General features: G+C 57.9%; 19 protein-coding genes and 1 tRNA gene. 10 read left to right on the top strand and 10 right to left on the bottom strand.

What is annotated here, in order from left to right; translation table 11 throughout:
- Positions 1 to 183 precede the first annotated feature (183 nt).
- From WDB86_RS09135 to WDB86_RS09100, 8 genes are all read right to left on the bottom strand, one after another.
- Positions 184 to 729 (bottom strand): AAA family ATPase, encoded by a 546-nt coding sequence (locus WDB86_RS09135; protein ID WP_406735737.1) that lies wholly within the window; start codon positions 727 to 729, stop codon positions 184 to 186.
- Between the two features lie 169 nt (positions 730 to 898).
- Positions 899 to 974 (bottom strand) — tRNA-Ala (locus tag WDB86_RS09130).
- A gap of 422 nt (positions 975 to 1,396) precedes the next feature.
- Complete coding sequence (locus WDB86_RS09125; protein WP_339108781.1) at positions 1,397 to 2,209, bottom strand: DUF1217 domain-containing protein; 813 nt, start codon at positions 2,207 to 2,209, stop codon at positions 1,397 to 1,399.
- Positions 2,206 to 2,610, bottom strand: coding sequence for a flagellar biosynthesis repressor FlbT (gene flbT / locus WDB86_RS09120; protein ID WP_339108782.1), 405 nt, complete (start codon positions 2,608 to 2,610; stop codon positions 2,206 to 2,208). The genes WDB86_RS09125 and flbT overlap by 4 nt, the downstream gene beginning before the upstream one ends.
- Positions 2,607 to 3,050, bottom strand: a complete 444-nt coding sequence (gene flaF / locus WDB86_RS09115) for a flagellar biosynthesis regulator FlaF (protein ID WP_339108783.1) — start codon at positions 3,048 to 3,050, stop codon at positions 2,607 to 2,609. Before flaF ends, flbT begins: the two co-directional genes overlap by 4 nt.
- 23 nt (positions 3,051 to 3,073) lie before the next feature.
- Positions 3,074 to 3,934, bottom strand: coding sequence for a flagellin (locus tag WDB86_RS09110; RefSeq protein ID WP_406735736.1), 861 nt, complete (start codon positions 3,932 to 3,934; stop codon positions 3,074 to 3,076).
- A gap of 225 nt (positions 3,935 to 4,159) precedes the next feature.
- The gene (locus WDB86_RS09105) at positions 4,160 to 4,504 is read right to left on the bottom strand and encodes a hypothetical protein (RefSeq protein WP_339108785.1); all 345 of its coding nucleotides are present in this window, start codon (positions 4,502 to 4,504) and stop codon (positions 4,160 to 4,162) included.
- Positions 4,497 to 4,802 (bottom strand): rod-binding protein, encoded by a 306-nt coding sequence (locus tag WDB86_RS09100; protein WP_339108786.1) that lies wholly within the window; start codon positions 4,800 to 4,802, stop codon positions 4,497 to 4,499. The genes WDB86_RS09105 and WDB86_RS09100 overlap by 8 nt, the downstream gene beginning before the upstream one ends.
- 110 nt (positions 4,803 to 4,912) lie before the next feature.
- On the opposite strand from WDB86_RS09100, the gene WDB86_RS09095 reads away from it, so the two are divergent.
- The gene (locus tag WDB86_RS09095) at positions 4,913 to 6,940 is read left to right on the top strand and encodes a flagellar hook-length control protein FliK (RefSeq protein ID WP_406735735.1); all 2,028 of its coding nucleotides are present in this window, start codon (positions 4,913 to 4,915) and stop codon (positions 6,938 to 6,940) included.
- Between the two features lie 13 nt (positions 6,941 to 6,953).
- Complete coding sequence (locus WDB86_RS09090; RefSeq protein ID WP_339108788.1) at positions 6,954 to 7,622, top strand: flagellar hook capping FlgD N-terminal domain-containing protein; 669 nt, start codon at positions 6,954 to 6,956, stop codon at positions 7,620 to 7,622.
- On the opposite strand, the gene ubiB is transcribed toward WDB86_RS09090, so the two are convergent.
- Positions 7,623 to 9,152, bottom strand: coding sequence for a 2-polyprenylphenol 6-hydroxylase (gene ubiB / locus WDB86_RS09085; protein ID WP_406735734.1), 1,530 nt, complete (start codon positions 9,150 to 9,152; stop codon positions 7,623 to 7,625).
- A 1-nt stretch (position 9,153) separates the two neighbouring features.
- Positions 9,154 to 9,906 carry a bifunctional demethylmenaquinone methyltransferase/2-methoxy-6-polyprenyl-1,4-benzoquinol methylase UbiE gene (gene ubiE, locus WDB86_RS09080; protein WP_339108790.1) on the bottom strand — a complete coding sequence of 251 codons (753 nt, stop codon included), beginning with the start codon at positions 9,904 to 9,906 and terminating at the stop codon, positions 9,154 to 9,156.
- Positions 9,907 to 9,992: 86 nt separating this feature from the next.
- On the opposite strand from ubiE, the gene mutM reads away from it, so the two are divergent.
- The 8 genes from mutM to WDB86_RS09040 all read left to right on the top strand — a co-directional run bounded on the left by mutM (position 9,993) and on the right by WDB86_RS09040 (position 17,416).
- Positions 9,993 to 10,838 carry a bifunctional DNA-formamidopyrimidine glycosylase/DNA-(apurinic or apyrimidinic site) lyase gene (gene mutM / locus WDB86_RS09075; RefSeq protein WP_339108791.1) on the top strand — a complete coding sequence of 282 codons (846 nt, stop codon included), beginning with the start codon at positions 9,993 to 9,995 and terminating at the stop codon, positions 10,836 to 10,838.
- A gap of 85 nt (positions 10,839 to 10,923) precedes the next feature.
- Positions 10,924 to 11,700, top strand: coding sequence for an enoyl-CoA hydratase (locus tag WDB86_RS09070; protein WP_339108792.1), 777 nt, complete (start codon positions 10,924 to 10,926; stop codon positions 11,698 to 11,700).
- A 196-nt stretch (positions 11,701 to 11,896) separates the two neighbouring features.
- A complete protein-coding gene (gene rpsT, locus WDB86_RS09065; protein ID WP_339108793.1) occupies positions 11,897 to 12,163 on the top strand; it encodes a 30S ribosomal protein S20 in 267 nt (88 codons plus the stop codon).
- Positions 12,164 to 12,641: 478 nt separating this feature from the next.
- Positions 12,642 to 14,042, top strand: a complete 1,401-nt coding sequence (gene dnaA / locus WDB86_RS09060) for a chromosomal replication initiator protein DnaA (protein WP_406735733.1) — start codon at positions 12,642 to 12,644, stop codon at positions 14,040 to 14,042.
- 127 nt (positions 14,043 to 14,169) lie between these two features.
- Positions 14,170 to 15,288, top strand: coding sequence for a DNA polymerase III subunit beta (dnaN, locus tag WDB86_RS09055; RefSeq protein ID WP_339108794.1), 1,119 nt, complete (start codon positions 14,170 to 14,172; stop codon positions 15,286 to 15,288).
- 27 nt (positions 15,289 to 15,315) lie between these two features.
- Positions 15,316 to 16,371, top strand: a complete 1,056-nt coding sequence (recF, locus tag WDB86_RS09050) for a DNA replication/repair protein RecF (RefSeq protein WP_406735732.1) — start codon at positions 15,316 to 15,318, stop codon at positions 16,369 to 16,371.
- Positions 16,368 to 16,799: a VOC family protein gene (locus WDB86_RS09045; RefSeq protein ID WP_406735731.1), complete on the top strand. Its 432-nt coding sequence runs from the start codon at positions 16,368 to 16,370 to the stop codon at positions 16,797 to 16,799. Before recF ends, WDB86_RS09045 begins: the two co-directional genes overlap by 4 nt.
- Positions 16,796 to 17,416: a LysE family translocator gene (locus WDB86_RS09040; RefSeq protein ID WP_406735730.1), complete on the top strand. Its 621-nt coding sequence runs from the start codon at positions 16,796 to 16,798 to the stop codon at positions 17,414 to 17,416. The genes WDB86_RS09045 and WDB86_RS09040 overlap by 4 nt, the downstream gene beginning before the upstream one ends.
- Positions 17,417 to 17,426 lie beyond the last annotated feature (10 nt).

Raw genomic sequence — 17,426 nt, 5'->3', positions numbered from 1 at the left:
CTGCCGACCTTGGGGCTCTAGACTATGCTGCGCGGTGCCACAGATGGCCGGTTTGGGGAAGCCGCGCCACGGCGTTGGTGGCACAGGCGAACGGCAGGTTCGGGCCGTGAGTGTCAGGCAGCGGGAGGCGGGAGGGACCATGCGGTTTGTCCGGTTCAGCAGTTTTGCCAGGGCATCTCGCGATTACGGTCGGTTGACCCGCTGCGCACAAACAAAGTCGGCGCGTGTTACGATGTCGGTGCGCGGCAGCTCCGTGATCTCGTAACCGAGCGCGGTGTAGGTGTCGCGCATGACGGCACCTGTCGCTTCGGCCTCGGCGCGGGTCTGCTTGCGCTCGGCGTCCTGCGTGAAGATATCGTCCCAGAACGGCGCTAGGAAGATGCGGGCGTTGTAGCGCGTTTCCTTGGCCGCTGCAGCAATGTGGGGCGGCACGGGGAGGCCGCAGAGGGTCAGGTAGCCCAGAATGTCGGGAGTGCCCCGGTCGAAGATCACGGGGCCTGAGAGTGCCCGAGCGTCCTCATAGGCGCGCAGGTCGCGCTCCAGCATCCTTTCGGCGTAGGCCATGCGATCAGCCCAAGGGAGGGCATCTCCGCCGCTTACCATCTCTTCGCGGATGATCGCGCGGCCGGATTCGGGGATTGTATGGAAACCGCGGCGGGAGAGCTCGGTGATGAGTCTGGTCTTGTCCGCACCGGGGCCGCCCGTCACGACGAAGAAATGGTCTCTCATGGGCCATCCTCGGATTTGACGGGGGGAAAGCGCTGCGAAGCGATCGACACGCCAAGAGCGGCGATCAAGGCAGCATGGATTTTCGTAGGGAAAACAGCACCCGTCTGCGCGGCAGAGGCAAATCCTCTGACGAGAAAGGCAGAACTATCTGGTGCTTTTCAATTGTATTTGGTGGAGCCTAGGGGGATCGAACCCCTGACCTCTTGCATGCCATGCAAGCGCTCTCCCAGCTGAGCTAAGGCCCCGTCAGCAAATTGCTTTGCTTGAGCATCTCTTAGGGGGTAATTCCGGTAGGGGCAAGAGAAAAAGATCGTCGATCTGCTTTTTAAATTGTACACAATGTACCACTGATTCTGCCTCTCGCAAAACTGCTCCCTGTAACTGAGAGTCTGCGTCAGTTCTGAAGGAGCAGATGTATGCAAAAAATCCGCATCACCTAGGTGCGGAGGATATCTGTCGCGAACCGTAGCGAATTTGCGCGGCGCGCCTTGGCACTTTTCCATGTGACTGACGTGGAAGTCGCCCACGCAGATGAGATACGGCGCTGTCCGTTCTTCTCTGATGAGCATCCTAAAGCTTGTGATGGAAAACAATTCCCACTAAGTTCAAGGAACTTCCTCACACAGTGTAGCCGACCTTCACATAATTCCGAATGAGATCATATATTTTAGAATCGCGCGGAAAAACTCGATGCATTTTGAAGCAGTGTTAAGGCTATAGAACTTGAGCTTGTAGCGGTACTACCATTCATTACTTGCTCTCGTAACAGGTAGTATTTTATGAGTTTTTCGACATTTTCACTGTCTGTGAACTGAGATACATCGTCAGAACCAAAAACCTGCTGCGCTTTTTGTTTATAAACGGTCAACTGTTGATCAACATCGAGCGAAGCGACGCTTTCCGGTAAACCCAAACCAGTCCGGACGACAGTTGCGAGAGCTTCATTGCCAATAATTGTGTACCATTTCGTATTCTCAGAGCCGTCTTCTGCGGCTAACTCTGGGAGTTCGCGCTGTACATTGAGAGCAAATCGATAAGTCTCATCACTATCGCCAACCGCCAACTCAAACTGGCGGTCCTCGTATTGCGTTAGGATTTCATCCGAGAAGCTACTCAGGGCTGTATTCGGAGGCGTAAAATCAAATCCGAATGCGCTTGCAAGGTCGGAATAGCGACTATCCGTTAGCTTGTTGGCAAAAGCATCCTCGCTAATTGTGCCTTCTTCGAGAACTTTCTTGATAAAGAACTTGTTCTGAATATCATCATCAAGACCGAAAGCGCCAAGAGCAACCTTCAATAGCTTGTAGTCAGACACCAATTCTTCTGCGGAAGAAATATTTCCGATGTTTTCTCGGAAATATTCTTCATCACTTTGAACCGTCGCAGAGGCAGTAAAAGCTGCCTTCTGCGTCTCCATTGTCCGCGTCAAGACTTTCCAGCCTGCATAACCGCTTAATGGGACAATGGGTTGATAGGTCATTGGCGTGCGGCGGCCAGAAGCCGCTCCTCTCTTGGAAGCAAGCTACGCAGCGCTTTAAGCGCTTGATAATGCTGTTCTTCAAGAACAGATTTCGTAGCGATTGCAAGTTGCGTACGACTGTCGTGATCCGTGAGGACCTGACTCAGTTGCTCAATACCCCGCAGAAGTTGCATTCTTGTTTCTTCCGGATTGTTATCTCCGGAGAGCACGAGCTGGGCAACATAGCATACACGCCGTACGGGCGTATTTGCCTCTTCGGGATGGATGGCATCGCGCAGGCGCAAAATGTTTGCATTGGGCGTCATAATTGCCAGACGAGACCGTCGGTCACCATTTTCGATCACGGCACCGTTGATGAGGACACGCTCTTTGGGAGCGAGTTTTAGAACCAAACCACTCACTTAGCGCCTCCAGTCGGTCGAAGGCCACGCATGATGGCAGTGTTTATTTCGATGAGAGGGGCAACCGACGCCTTGCGCGCCAGAACCTTCGAGCTATGCGCATCGGTGAATTTTTGGAGAAAAAGAATCCGTGCACGCAGCAGGTCAGGCAAACCATTTCCTGAAGTTGCAACATCTTCCGCAAGAATTTTCCAGAGCTTGCGGTTGCGATTAACAGCGTCAGCGAGATCCGGGAATTTTTCGAGCTCTTTGCCCAACACGCCGCGAAGACGGCTTGTTATGCGCGCGATGGCTTCGTATTCGATATCTCGGTCGGTACGAATAGCCTGATTTGGAGTGGAATAGGCCGTTTTGGCCTGAGCATAAGCGTTCACGAGAAGCCCTTCCTGTGGCTGCAAGTTTAAAACCCCGGCATTTTGCCAGGTGGTTGAGGGGCGCATATGCTGCGCCCCTCAGATGCTCATTAACGGAACAGCGACAGGAGCTGTTGGGGCGCCTGATTGGCAATCGACAGAGCCTGCGTGCCCAGCTGCTGCTGAACCTGCAGAGCCTGCAGACGCGCAGAGGTCTCTTCCATATCGGCGTCGACGAGCGAACCGATCCCCGAGGTCACCGAGTCAGACAGCTTCGAGATGAAGTCTTTCTGGTCGGTAATACGGGCAGACGATGCACCCAACTTAGCGGCTTCGGCCGTTGCGGTGTCGATCAGAGCTTCGATCGCGTCCAGAGAACCTTCTGCAGCACTAGAAGTACCAACATTGATATCCCCAAGTTTGTAGGTGCTCGTACCAACCGTTACACCCGTGGTCGTGAACTTGTCGGTGAAATCTGCCGAGGCCACAGTGATATTGGACGCAGTAACTGCACCGGTACTGTCACGATCGAGCGACGACAGAACGGTGATATCGGTAGTCGAGCCATCAAGCAGGTTCGCACCGTTGAACTGCGAAGCACCAATGATCGATTGGATCTGGCTCTTCAGTTCATCGACTTCGCTCGAGATCTTGTCATTATCGACATTCTCGCCGGTTGCCGAAACAACCTTCTCTTTGATCTCTTTGAGCTTTTCGACAATCTGCTCTGCCCCGGTGGAGGCAACAGCAACGGTCGATTCGCCAAGAGACAGGGAGTCTTCGATTGCGTTGTAGCCGGCAACATCCGACTCCATCACTTTCGAAATTGCCCAAACGGACGCGTTATCTTTTGCCGAGTTGATATCCTTACCGGTCGAGATGGCCGACTGGGTATCATTCAGCGAGGAGTTGATCGACTTCAGGGTTTGAAGTGCAACCATTGCGCCATTGTTGGTCAGAATGCTGGACATAGTTTTGGGTCCTCAGATATGTGCGCTTTTGCGCGAAGGTGTCTATAAACCGCCCGACATCTTGTCGGAGCGAGTGCACAGGTCCTTCTGACACATGCGTCCCGGTTCCCGGAGCGCGCCACCCATTCACTGGATGCAGGGGCATATTTGCACTATCTCCCCTAACGAAATGCTAAGGCCGGCACTGTGGCCGGCCTTAGATAGATTGCATTTGATTAAAATGGTTTACGCGCGCTTCTCTATAGATCCCTGCGTGCCAACAATCCTCTGCGGACGACCAGATTTATCGTAGCTTCCGAAACTATGCGCCGCTTTCTGGATCGCCGAGAGACGAATCTGCGCGGCCCGTATCCCTTTCAGTGCCGCCGACAGCAGGCGCTGATTCTGCCGCGACATCTCATGTGCACGCCGCAGTTTTTGCGCTGGAATATCTTTCACCTGTAGCAGGAGCGATTCTTTGCGCGCGGCGATATCCGCCATCGCATCAAATTCTGCCTTCCGGATTACGTCACGCTCGATTCGCAGAAGATCAATCAGCTCTTCAATCACGGCATCATCTTTCTCAGCCATTCTGGGCCCTCTTCAGCATTGCGTTGAAAATTGTTTCGGCAAGGCCGATTCCACCAGCCTTCGCCATCTCCTTGGCTTGTTCTTCCCGCAGGAAAGACGAGAATTGTTCTTCACCGACTCCCCCTGAAAATTCAGACTTATTTTCGCCCAGGCCGGTATATTTCAGCATTTCGGACAAAAAGCTCGCTTCCAGCGCCTGCGCCGTTTTGTGCATCTTCTCTTGTGTTTCAGCACTGACCGCACGGGGCGTCTGGGAACTCTCTATAGAGAGGGGCAATCCTGTCTGTGTGACTTGCATGGGATTCTCCGCATCATTCGCATTCACCCCTTTTTGCCAGCTTGCGGTAAAGAAGCGGTAACCTCATTGAGGCAATATGCAGATCATCATAGGCAGAAGTCTTGAGGATCATGACCAGTTTTGACTCATTAGCAGCGCAGTTCCCCTTTGCAGCAAAGGGACAGGTAGCTGGCACCGATTCGGCCCAAGCCGCAAAGACAGAAGGCGGCTCCGAGTTTTTCGCAGAATTTTCAGCATATGCTCAAGGTGGCGCTGCTCCGGCAGAAGCCGCAGGGGCGCGTGCAAAAGATATGCCCACGCTAGCGCAAGGCAAAAGTCGAAGCGCGGATGGCACCATGACTGCGGTCAGAACCGATGTCCAGCCAATGTTGCGCGATGCCTCCGAGCCTTCTGCGCAAGTGCTGCCCGAACCAAAGACAGAGATTGCAGAACCGGCCTCTTCTGCTCTTCCCGCTCAGGCGGAAGATGCGGCAGATACGGACGCTTTGGAAGCCGCGCCGTCCGGTGACGTGATTGCCCCCGCGCCCGTTCTGCAAGTCAAACAGGCGGCATCTTCCAAGACATTTAATGCGGAAAATGACCCTGATCCAAAGGGGGCAGAGCCGCAGAAAGTCGCATCTCTGACCACGCAGAATGATCTGGTCGCGTCCGAGCAAACGATGTCCATGCTGGGCTCAGTTTCAGGGGCGGACCAACAACCTGCCAATGCGTTTGGGGACGACGATAGGGCAGTCGCTCTGACACAGCCAGAGAGCGCTCCGCTCCAGAATATGTCCGTTCCCCATAACGAAAGGCAGGCGACGATTGCCGCGTCAGATAGCACTGATGTGCGCCAAGCCCCTGCGCAGAGTGCGAATGATCCAGCCTCTGGGGGGGACGCGCGACTTTCGGACGTTAAAGCCGCGTCCGAGACCGTGCCCTTCGCTGCTATGCAAGGAGAGGATATGCAGGAAGCATCTCGAACCGCAGCCGCGTTCCCACGACACGCGACCGAGGCTTCGCATATCTCGCAATCTGCAGCCTCTTTGTCTGTTACGTCGAGCCCGGCCCAGGCTACGCCGCAACTCGCTACGGCTCAAAATCCGCAGGACGGCAGCGTCGCCCTTCCCGATGAGATGACCCTTTTGGAGGTACCGGAACGTATCGAGCTCGCGCAGGTGCCTTCGACAGGAACAGACCAGGCAGCACCCGAGGGGGAGGTGAAGATCCAATCCGGTGCTCCGATGCGGACAGCCGGCCCCGCTACCGCGCCGCAAGTCTCGTTAGAGGCTGCGCAAGCGACGGGCGATTCGCAGGCGGTAGGCGATATCGATGCTCGCACGGCAGATATGACGCCGCAGGCACAGGCCAGCACAGCCGCTGTTACGCAGCCGTCGCTTGCCATGCAAACCGCGGCTCACGTGCAGATGGGGGCCGAAAAATATGTTACGGCCCGTAAGGAGATCCGCGAGCAAATCCATGCCGACAGTGTGCAGACACCAATGACGACCGGCGCGCCGGCAACCGTCAAACCTGAAACCGCCTTCGCGGTCACCAGCGCCTCGGCCGCCACGGCCGCGCCACCGGCAAGTCTGCAAAATGCAGCGGCAGAGATGCAGGTGATCTCGGCAGAGGGGGCTGAGGCGACGGAAGACGAGCAACTGCGCTTCACCCTGTCCGCCACCAGCGCGACCCATCTGACGTCGGGTCCCGCAACCGCACAACCTGCATTACAGCAAGCTACGGCGCACAACATTTCGCAGCAACTCACCCGCGCATTGAGCAATAGCTCGGACGATTCGGTCGAGCTCACTCTTGCGCCTGAAGAGTTGGGGAAAGTGCGCATGGTCCTGCATCATAGCGATCAGGGCATGTCCGTCATGATCTATGCAGACCGGCCCGAGACCCTCGATCTGATGCGACGCAATGCCGATATGCTCAGCCGCGACCTGCGGGAGCTTGGCTATACCGATGTAAATCTGAATTTTACCGATCAGGGGCAGGGTGGGAAAAACTCCCAAGAACTTGCCGAGCAAGTCGACCGTATCCGTGCTGAACGCGGGACACAGACAGCGTTCACGATGGGACCTGTTTCAAACGATCTTAATCCCTCACGCAGCTCCGGCTCGTTGCTGGGGGGGCTGGATCTCAGAATGTGACAGAGGATTTTTCATGACAACCGTAACAAGCGCGACGTCCTCGACAACGTCGACAAGCAGTTCGACCACGGCGAGCGCGGATACATTTGCAAGCACGGACTATCAGACATTTCTTGAAATGCTCACGGTCCAGATGCAGAACCAAGATCCGCTTAACCCGATGGACAGTACAGATTATGCTGTGCAACTCGCCACCTTCTCGGGGGTAGAGCAGCAGGTTCAGACCAATCAGTTGCTGGAAACGATTGCCGGTTCGATCGGACAGATGGGCATTTCCGAACTGGCTAATTGGGTGGGTATGGACGGCAAGACGGAAGAGCCTGTCTATTATTACGGCAACTCGGTGGTTGTCGAAACCGATCCGGCAAGTGGTGCGGATTCTGCGGTGCTGACGGTGAAAGACAGCTATGGAAACACCGTCTATAGCGGTGCCGTCGATATCACCAATGACTTTGTAGAATGGGACGGCACGCAATCGGATGGCACAACGGCCGCATATGGCAATTATAGCTTCCAACTGAAAAGCTATTCCGGCAGCGATCTGATCGCGACCGAAACGGCTCCGGCTTATGGGCGGATTGTCGAGGCCCGCGTCACCGATAGCGGCACGGAACTGGTCATGGCCTCTGGCGCAACGGTTTCCAGTTCCGATATCACCGGCCTCCGGACGCCATCCAGCTGATCAGGCAATCAAGCCTATTGCCACCCCCCCGACAAAGACCGCCGCAACTATCCCTGCCCAAATGGCGGGGTGCAGCGGTTTATCGGCGGGGGCGGCATCCTGAGGTTCGGAATGCCGTTCGATCGAGGCTTTCAACATGTCGGGGAAGCGCGAGCTGTAGCGCGTAATGACTTTTGCGGCCCGTTGTACATCCTGCAACGCAGCCTTGGGGCCAAGGTTTTCGCGGATATAGGTCTCGACTGCAGGCTTGGCCGCCTGCCACATATTCAGCGACGGGTTGAGCGAGCGTGCCACCCCTTCCGCAACCACCATAGACCTCTGGAGCAAGATCAGTTCCGTCCGCGTCGGCATCCCGAAACGTTCTGTTACTTCAAATAGATAGGCCAGAAGTCGCGCCATAGAAATATGGCTCGCATCCATCCCGAAAATCGGCTCGCCCACCGCACGGAGTGCCAGTGCGAATTCGTTCACATCGCGATCTGCGGGCACGTATCCCGCTTCAAAATGTACCTCTGCCACACGACGGTAGTCGCGCTGGATAAACCCGATCAGGATCTCGGCATAGACACGGCGGGTATATTCATCGATCTGCCCCATGATCCCAAAATCATAGGCGACGATATCACCGTTTGGCGCAACTTTCAGGTTGCCCTGATGCATATCGCCGTGGAAATACCCGTCGCGCAACGCGTGGCTTAGGAAAAGCTGCAAGATCCGTTCCGACAGACCCACCAGATCATGCCCTGCCGCCTTGATCGCTTCGGGGTCGCCCATCGGTACGCCTTCGGCCCAATCCAGCACCATCACACGACGGCTCGACATATCCCAAATGGGTTTGGGCACCGAAAAGCCTGCATCACCTGCCGTATTGGCGGCAAATTGCGACGCACGCGCGGCTTCCATACGCAGATCCAGCTCGCCCATCACGGTGCGTTCGAAATGCTTCACCACATCCGTCGGACGCAAACGGCGCGACGCGCGCGAAAAACGTTCGATGAACTTTGCCACAAAATGAAACGCATCCAGATCACGGCGGAAAGCCTTTTCGATTCCGGGACGCAGGACTTTGACCGCCACTTTCTCGCCATTACGCAGCAACGTTGCCTGATGGACCTGCGCAATCGACGCGGCCGCTACCGGCTCGGAAAATTCTGCAAACATCTCGGAAATCGGGCGCTCGAACTCTTCCTCGATTGTCCGCTTTGCCAGCGCGGTCGAAAACGGCGGCAGACGGTCTTGCAACACACGCAGTTGGGCGGCCATTTCCGGCCCGACAACGTCGGCGCGTGTCGAAAGGATCTGGCCGAACTTGATATATGCGGGTCCAAGCGCCGTGATCGCCCGCGTGACCGGGGGGAGGTTTGGATCCCCTTTATAACCAAGCCACGCAAAAGGAGCCGAAATCGCATAGGCCGCTGCCCGCAGACGTGGCGGCGCATCCATCGCCTCCAGCACGGTATGCATGGCGCGCGAGCGGATAAAGGTCGCACCCGTACGGATCAGGCGCCAGATATTGATCGGCCCCCGCATCTCAGATCTTCCAGCCCGAATGCAGCGCCGCAATGCCCATAGTCAGGTTGCGATAGCTGGCCTGTTCGAAGCCCGCCTTGCGGATCATCGACAGGAAGGTGTCCTGATCGGGGAATTTGCGGATCGATTCGACCAGATATTGATAGCTGTCGCGGTCATTGGCCACGATCTGCCCCATGACCGGAATGATGTTGAAGGAATAGAGATCATAGACCTTCTGCATCAGGTCATTGGGGATCTGGCTGAATTCCAGCACCATCAGGCGACCACCGGGTTTGAGGACGCGATAGGCTTCGTTCAGCGCCTCCTGAACGCGGGTCACATTGCGGATGCCAAAGGAAATCGTGTAGACATCAAAGGCGTTATCCTCGAAGGGCAGGGCCATCGCATCGCCCACGATCCAGTCCAGACGCTCGGCCATATCCTCGGCCTCGGCGCGTTTCTGGCCCTCGATCAGCATCGATTCGGTCATATCGCAGACGGTTGCCGTGGCCCCCGGCGCGCGGCCAAGGAAACGGAAGGCCACATCGCCGGTGCCGCCCGCCACATCCAACAGCTTCTGACCCGGGCGCGGCGCAAGCCAGTCCATCATCGCATCCTTCCAGATACGGTGGATGCCCATGCTCATCAGGTCGTTCATGATATCGTATTTCGACGCCACGCGCGAAAATACGCCATGCACCATTCCGGCCTTCTGGCTTTCATCCACGGTCTGAAAGCCGAAATGGGTCGTTTTGCTTTGCTCTGCGGTCATCTGTCCCGTGGCCCCTTGAGGTTCGTCTGATCTATCCCTTCTTATAGGGGCGGTTTCAGAAGTGACAATGCGCGAGGGGGATCACAATGCCCGAACTTCCCGAAGTAGAGACCGTCCGACGCGGACTTCTGCCTGCAATGGAAGGCCGCATAATTGAAAAGGCCGAGGTGAATCGTCCGGATCTGCGCTGGCCGCTGCCCGAGAATATGGCCGCGCGGCTGACCGGCGCACGGGTGCTGCGGTTGCGTCGGCGGTCGAAATATATCCTTGCCGATCTGGACCGTGGCGAGACGCTGCTGATCCATCTCGGCATGTCGGGGCGGATGCTGGTCTCGGGCGTGGCTTTGGGTGACTTTGTCATCGACCACCCGACGCCCCAGAAACACGACCATATCGTCTTCCATATGGAAGGCGGCGGGCGCGTCACCTTCAACGATGCACGGCGCTTCGGGGCGATGGATCTGTTTCCGACCGAGGCCGAGGACAGCTATTGGTTGCTGGAAAAACTGGGGCCGGAGCCCTTCAGCAACCAGCTGAGCGAGGATTACCTGACGACCAAGCTGCGCGGACGGGCCAGCCCGATCAAGACGCTCTTGCTGGATCAGGCGATTGTTGCGGGGCTTGGCAATATCTATGTCTGCGAGGTTCTGTTCCGCGCAGGCATAGATCCGCGCCGTCAGGGGCGCCAGATTGCCGAGAAGCGGCTGCGGCCTCTTGTCGCAATCATCCGCGAGGTTCTGGCAGAGGCGATCGACGCGGGCGGCTCATCGCTGCGCGACCACCGGCAGGCGGATGGGGAGCTTGGATATTTCCAACACCGGTTCAAGGTTTATGGCCGCGAGGGGCAGCCCTGCCGCAGTTGCGGGCAGCCTGTGCTCCGTATCGTGCAATCGGGGCGATCCAGCTTTTATTGTGCGCATTGCCAGCGCTGAACCCATCACGGGCGTGAGAGTTGACTTGATATATGGGCCGGTTTTGTTAGGACTTCGATCTGATGAAAAGGAAAGGCGCTGCCACATGGCCTACCAGACGCTGATCGTCGAGATCGAAGATAATGTTGCCCTCGTCCGGCTGAACCGACCGGAGGCGCTGAATGCGCTGAACTCCGTTCTGCTGGGGGAGCTGGGCGACGCGCTGTCGAGCCTTGACGCGAATGACAAGGTCCGCGCCATTGTCATCACCGGCTCCGAGAAGGCCTTTGCCGCCGGTGCCGATATCAAAGAAATGTCCGAGAAGGGCTTCGTCGGCATGTTCAAGGCCGATTTCTTCGGCGATACGACCGAGGATTTCCTGCGCACCCGTAAGCCGGTGATTGCGGCCGTGTCCGGCTATGCCTTGGGCGGCGGCTGCGAATTGGCCATGATGTGCGACTTCATTATCTGCGCCGATAACGCGAAATTCGGTCAGCCCGAGATCAATCTCGGCATTTGCGCCGGTATCGGCGGCACCCAGCGTCTGACCCGTTTCGTCGGCAAATCCAAAGCGATGGACATGCATCTGACGGGGCGCTTCATGGATGCCGAAGAAGCCGAGCGTTCAGGGCTGGTCAGCCGCGTGGTGCCTGCCGCCAAACTGGTTTCCGAAGCGATGGCCGCCGCAGCCAAGATCGCCGAAAAATCCCAGATTTCCGCAATGGTTGTCAAAGAGGCGGTCAACCGCTCTTACGAAACCACGCTGCGTGAAGGGCTTCTGTTCGAAAAACGCATGTTCCACGCGCTCTTTGCAACGGAAGACCAGAAAGAGGGCATGGCGGCCTTCCTTGAAAAGCGCGAGCCGCAATTCCGCGACAAATAAGAGCGGCCATTCGTTCCTGAAGCCGGGCCTCTGGGTCCGGCTTTGCATTTGGGGCTTCCCAAGCGGACAGAATTGCCTTATAGGCAGCCTTCACATGCGCGTGGAGCCCGCTTAGGCTAGAATCGACCGGTTCACTGGTGTGCCCGGGTTTTGTCGTGCAACAGATATTGTAACAAACCCGAAAGTGGAAACACACATGGCAAATACGCTCCAGTCCAAAAAGCGCGCACGTCAGAACGAGCGTCGCAACGACATCAACAAAGCCCGTCGTTCGCGCATCCGTACCTTCATCCGTAAAGTCGAGGAAGCTATTGCTTCGGGCGACTACGCAGCGGCTCAGGAAGCTCTGAAAGTGGCGCAACCGGAACTGATGCGTGGCGTTGTCAAAGGCGTGGTTCACAAGAACACCGCCTCGCGTAAAGTGTCCCGTCTGGCGGCACGCGTGAAGGCCCTGAACGCCTAAGCGATTCCCTTTTCAAGACAAGATAAAAAGGCGCCATTTCTGGCGCCTTTTTTGTTTTTCATAATGTTTTCAAGGTCATGATATGTCCGAAATGCAACATGACACCTTTGTGGCAGATTCGATTCACGCAATCAGGAGTCAAGCGTGAAGTTCTGTTGCGACTCGTTAGCGGGGCGGGGTAGTTTCACTGAGCGATCAACGTCGCCTCGGGGGACTGACGCATCTTAACCTAGCCGGACCGGACAATAACGTCTGCCACGACAAGGATAACAACCGGACGATACAGGCTGGAAAGATGCGATTCCGATGCTGGAGGACTGCCACCTCCCACATTTCGACTCTGTCGAAGTCTGCTTTAGCGGGCCGGATAGCTTTGTCCTAAGTGCAGAAAATGCACCACGCGCCAAAATGTGTTTGGCGTGTTGGGTCGTATTTTCCGAGAGAGGTTGGTCTAATGGTGTGATAAAAATGGGCAAGAATGATGACCGAAGATACTTGGGGGCGGGTCTGTGATGAACTCCAGAAAAGCGTTGGGAAGAACAACTTCCTCACCTGGATTGCACCGCTAAAGGTCATTGAAGTCGAAGACGGCATCGCCGCCTTTGAAGCACCGACGAAATTCATGCGTGACTGGGTCCAGCGGAACTTTTCCGAAGCGATCCAGAACGAGCTGCGCAAATTCGGGATCATTGTCGAACGTATCGATCTGCGCGTGTCCACGGCACCGATGATCCGTCCGGCCAATTCCGCCAATCCTGTTGCGCAGGCCACCACTGTCAGCAATTCGCCCCGTATTGCCTCGATCAAGCCGCGTCTTGCCCAGACGCAGGACGATGATCTTCCCGGTGCACCGCTGGATCAGCGCTTTACCTTCGACACATTCGTGGTCGGCAAGCCGAACGAGCTGGCTCATGCTGCGGCCCGTCGTGTGGCCGAAGGCGGCGTGGTGACATTCAACCCGCTGTTCCTTTACGGTGGCGTCGGTCTTGGTAAGACGCACCTGATGCATGCCATCGCCCACGAGCTCCAGACCAAGCGCCCTGATCTGCGCGTGCTCTATCTCTCGGCCGAGCAATTCATGTATCGTTTCGTGCAGGCCCTGCGCGAGCGTCAGATCATGGATTTCAAGGAGATGTTCCGCTCGGTCGATGTGCTGATGGTGGATGACGTGCAATTCATCGCGGGCAAGGATTCGACCCAGGAAGAATTCTTCCACACGTTCAACGCGCTGGTCGATCAGGGCAAGCAGATCGTGATTTCCGCCGACCGCGCGCCGGGCGAGATCAAGGAACTGGAAGAGCGGATCAAATCGCGCCTGCAATGCGGCCTTGTGGTGGACCTGCACCCGACCGATTACGAACTCCGCCTCGGTATCCTGCAGACCAAGACCGAAAACTACCGCCTGCAATATCCGGGCCTGATGATTGCCGATGGCGTTCTGGAATTCCTCGCGCATCGCATCTCGACCAACGTGCGCGTGCTGGAAGGCGCACTGACCCGTCTTTTCGCCTTCGCCTCGCTGGTGGGCCGCGAGATCACGCTCGATCTGGCTCAGGAATGTCTGACCGATATCCTGCGCACCTCGGACCGCAAGGTCACCATCGAAGAGATCCAGCGCAAAGTGGCCGAACATTATAACGTCCGCTTGGCCGATATGATCGGGCCGAAGCGCGTGCGCACCATCGCGCGTCCGCGTCAGGTGGCGATGTATCTGTCTAAGCAGCTGACCACCCGCTCGCTGCCCGATATCGGGCGTCGGTTCGGTGGCCGTGATCACACGACCATCATGCATGGTATCCGCAAGATCGAAGAGCTGAAGGGCGATGACCGCCAGCTGGCCGAGGATATCGATCTTCTGCGCCGTCTTCTGGAAAACTAAGCAAAATCTGCGGGAAAACGGGCGGGTCTCTTGACCTGTCGGGCTTTGCGAGTGATTGTCGCAAAAAATCTTGTGTCCGGTGTCTTAGATGGTAACGTCACGGTCCGGACAGCCGTGAGGGATTGAAATGAAGATCAGCATCGAACGCGCAGAGCTGTTGAAAGCCGTCGCGCAAGCGCAATCGGTTGTCGAGCGCCGTAACACGATCCCGATTCTGGCCAATGTGCTGATCGAGGCCGAGGGAAGCACGATCTCTTTCCGTGCGACCGATCTCGATATCGAGGTGGTTGACCGTGCCCCCGCGCAGGTCGAAAAGGCGGGTGCTACGACCGTTTCTGCCGTGATGCTGCATGAAATCGTGCGCAAACTTCCCGATGGGGCGCTGGTGACCTTGATGGATGATCCGGCGTCTGGGCGTCTGGTGATCGAGGCGGGCCGGTCGAGTTTCACGCTGGCGACTCTGCCGCGCGAGGATTTCCCTGTGATGGCCAGCTCGGATTACACCGCGAATTTCACCGCCAAGGCGGGCGAGCTGAAGCGCCTGTTCGAGAAGTCGCGTTTCGCGATCTCCACCGAAGAGACCCGCTATTATCTGAACGGCGTCTATCTGCATGTGGCCACCGCCGAAGAAGGCCAGATGCTGCGCGCCGTGGCGACCGACGGTCACCGTCTGGCCCGCATCGATGCGCCGCTTCCTGCGGGTGCCGAGGGCATGCCGGGGGTGATCGTGCCGCGTAAGACCGTGGGCGAGCTGCGCAAATTGCTGGATGATGAAGAGACCCCGATCGAAGTCTCGGTCTCGGAAACCAAGGTGCGTTTCGCCACGCCGCGCATCACGCTGACCTCCAAGGTCATCGATGGCACCTTCCCCGATTACACGCGCGTCATCCCGATGGGCAATACCCGCCGTCTGGAAGTGGATGCGAGCGAATTCGCCAAGGCGGTGGACCGTGTGGCGACTGTGTCGTCGGAACGTTCGCGTGCGGTGAAGCTGACGCTGGATGCCGATAAGCTGGTGCTGTCGGTCAATGCCCCCGATGCCGGTGCCGCCGAGGAAGAGCTGGTCGTGGCCTATGCCGACGAGCGTCTGGAAATCGGGTTCAACGCGAAATACCTGCTGGAAATCGCCAATCAGGTCGACCGCGAGAATGCCGTCTTCCTGTTCAATTCCTCGGGCGACCCGACCCTGATGCGCGAAGGTGGCGATACATCGGCGGTCTATGTCGTCATGCCGATGCGTGTGTAAGATCCGCGTTTTTCAAGAATTCCCGCGATGCTATCGGACCTGAGCCTCTATCAGTTCCGGTCGCATCGTCGTGCCGTTCTGACCCCTGATACACGCCCTGTCGCGATTTTCGGGGCCAACGGGGCGGGCAAGACCAATATTCTCGAGGCCATTTCCCTGCTGTCTCCGGGCCGCGGGCTGCGCCGTGCGCAGGCCCCTGACCTGATGCGCCGCGCAGAGGCTGTCGGCTGGAAGATCACCGCGCAGCTTTCCGGTCACGATATCCTGACAGAAGCCGCCCCCGCCCAGCCGCGTCAGGTGCGGGTGGATGGGAAACTTGTGCCGCAGACGGCCTTGGGGCGGCTTGTGCGTATCCAGTGGCTGGTGCCCGCGATGGACCGTCTGTGGATCGAGGCCCCCGAAGGACGGCGTCGTTTTCTGGACCGGATCACCCTGTCGTTCTTTCCCGATCATGCCGAAGCCAGTCTGGCCTATGAAAAGGCCATGCGCGAACGCAATCGTCTGTTGAAAGACGGGGCAGGGGATGCCCATTGGTATCAGGTGCTTGAGGCCCGTATGGCCGAGGCCGCAGCCGATATCCGTGGCGCGCGGACCGCCGCGCTGGCTCGTATCGCGCAGGCCCAAGACGCGGCGCAAACGGCCTTTCCTGCCGCCGATCTGTCGATCATCGGGGATGATGTGGGCGACCTGCCGCTTTACTGGGCCGAAACCCGCCGCCGCGATATGGCTGCCGGACGCACGCTGGAAGGCCCGCATCGCGCCGATCTTCAGGCGATCTATAGCGCCAAATCCATGCCCGCCGATCAGGTCTCGACGGGCGAGCAGAAGGCGCTTTTGCTGTCTTTGGTGCTGGCCAATGCCCGTGCCATCGACGGGGCACCGGCCATCGTTTTGCTGGATGAGGTCTCGGCCCATCTGGACCCTGCCCGCCGTGCGGCGCTTTACGATGAAATCTGTGCGCTGAAGGCGCAGGTGTTCATGACGGGCACCGAACGCGCGCTGTTTGACGCTTTGGGCCCGCGTGGGCAGTATTTGCAGGTCTCGGAGGATGCCGCGACCTCGATTCTGGAGGAAGTGCCATGACCTACCCCCTGCAGCGCGTCACGCTGATCACCTTGGGCGTGGCAGACCTTGCCGCGTCCTGCGCCTTTTACGCGCGTCTTGGCTGGGTGCCTGCCGCGCAGCAGGAGGGCGTGGCCTTCTATCAGATGCATGGTCAGGGGCTTGCACTCTTCGGGCGCGATGATCTGGCCAAGGATCAGGGCCGCGAGGGGGCTTCCTTGGGCACGGGCGCGGTCACTTTGGCCCAGAATTTCGACACAGAGGCGGAAGTGGATGCGGCCTTCGCCGCCGCTTTGGCCGCAGGTGCGACCGCCCTCAAACACCCCGAAAAGGTCTTCTGGGGCGGCTATTCCGGCTATTGGGCCGACCCCGATGGCCATGTCTGGGAAATCGCGATGAACCCCTTCTGGCCGCTTGAGGCCGATGGCAGCCTGAGACTGCCTGTATGAGCATCACCCTGCAACAGGCCCTGTTCTATTCGGGGGCGCTTCTGGTGGTCTTCCTGACGCCCGGCCCCGTCTGGCTGGCCATGCTGGCGCGCACGGTTTCGGGCGGGTTTGCCGCCGCATGGCCGCTGGCGCTGGGTGTGGCGTTGGGCGACGCCTTCTGGTCCATCCTTGCCCTTGTCGGCATGAGTTGGGTGGTGGGCCATGTCACCGGCTTTCTCGACATCCTGCGCTGGGTGGCGGTGGGGATGTTTGGCGTTATGGGCTGCCTGATGATCGGCCATGCCAAGGCAGGCATCTCGAAAAACAGCACGCTCACCCGACCCGGCCGCTGGGCGGGCTTCCTTGTGGGGATCGTCGCCATTCTGGGCAACCCGAAAGCGATCCTGTTCTATATGGGCGTCGTGCCGGGCTTTTTTACGCTTGATGCGCTGACGGCGCTGGATGTGGCCGCCATCGCGCTGTTATCGGCCCTTGTTCCCATGATCGGCAATCTGATCCTCGCGGCCTGTGTCGGGCAGGTGCGCAGGCTGCTTTCGAGCCCTCGGGCAATGGCCCGCCTGAACCGCATTGCCGGCAGCCTGATGATTGTCGTCGCCATCGTGATCGCCTTTCTCTGAAGCCCCTGCA

This window comes from Thioclava sp. GXIMD4215 (assembly GCF_045291555.1).
GTDB lineage: Bacteria > Pseudomonadota > Alphaproteobacteria > Rhodobacterales > Rhodobacteraceae > Thioclava > Thioclava litoralis.
This window is presented reverse-complemented; position numbering and strand designations above follow the sequence as displayed.

Bases quoted from the DNA above. Each gene is read 5' to 3' on its own strand.
- WDB86_RS09135 (WP_406735737.1), bottom strand. From the start codon at position 729: ATGAGAGACCATTTCTTCGTCGTGACGGGCGGCCCCGGTGCGGACAAG.
- WDB86_RS09125 (WP_339108781.1), bottom strand. From the start codon at position 2,209: ATGACCTATCAACCCATTGTCCCATTAAGCGGTTATGCAGGCTGGAAA.
- flaF (WP_339108783.1), bottom strand. From the start codon at position 3,050: ATGCGCCCCTCAACCACCTGGCAAAATGCCGGGGTTTTAAACTTGCAG.
- WDB86_RS09110 (WP_406735736.1), bottom strand. From the start codon at position 3,934: ATGTCCAGCATTCTGACCAACAATGGCGCAATGGTTGCACTTCAAACC.
- WDB86_RS09105 (WP_339108785.1), bottom strand. From the start codon at position 4,504: ATGGCTGAGAAAGATGATGCCGTGATTGAAGAGCTGATTGATCTTCTG.
- WDB86_RS09100 (WP_339108786.1), bottom strand. From the start codon at position 4,802: ATGCAAGTCACACAGACAGGATTGCCCCTCTCTATAGAGAGTTCCCAG.
- WDB86_RS09095 (WP_406735735.1), top strand. From the start codon at position 4,913: ATGACCAGTTTTGACTCATTAGCAGCGCAGTTCCCCTTTGCAGCAAAG.
- WDB86_RS09090 (WP_339108788.1), top strand. From the start codon at position 6,954: ATGACAACCGTAACAAGCGCGACGTCCTCGACAACGTCGACAAGCAGT.
- ubiB (WP_406735734.1), bottom strand. From the start codon at position 9,152: ATGCGGGGGCCGATCAATATCTGGCGCCTGATCCGTACGGGTGCGACC.
- ubiE (WP_339108790.1), bottom strand. From the start codon at position 9,906: ATGACCGCAGAGCAAAGCAAAACGACCCATTTCGGCTTTCAGACCGTG.
- mutM (WP_339108791.1), top strand. From the start codon at position 9,993: ATGCCCGAACTTCCCGAAGTAGAGACCGTCCGACGCGGACTTCTGCCT.
- WDB86_RS09070 (WP_339108792.1), top strand. From the start codon at position 10,924: ATGGCCTACCAGACGCTGATCGTCGAGATCGAAGATAATGTTGCCCTC.
- rpsT (WP_339108793.1), top strand. From the start codon at position 11,897: ATGGCAAATACGCTCCAGTCCAAAAAGCGCGCACGTCAGAACGAGCGT.
- dnaA (WP_406735733.1), top strand. From the start codon at position 12,642: ATGATGACCGAAGATACTTGGGGGCGGGTCTGTGATGAACTCCAGAAA.
- dnaN (WP_339108794.1), top strand. From the start codon at position 14,170: ATGAAGATCAGCATCGAACGCGCAGAGCTGTTGAAAGCCGTCGCGCAA.
- recF (WP_406735732.1), top strand. From the start codon at position 15,316: ATGCTATCGGACCTGAGCCTCTATCAGTTCCGGTCGCATCGTCGTGCC.
- WDB86_RS09045 (WP_406735731.1), top strand. From the start codon at position 16,368: ATGACCTACCCCCTGCAGCGCGTCACGCTGATCACCTTGGGCGTGGCA.
- WDB86_RS09040 (WP_406735730.1), top strand. From the start codon at position 16,796: ATGAGCATCACCCTGCAACAGGCCCTGTTCTATTCGGGGGCGCTTCTG.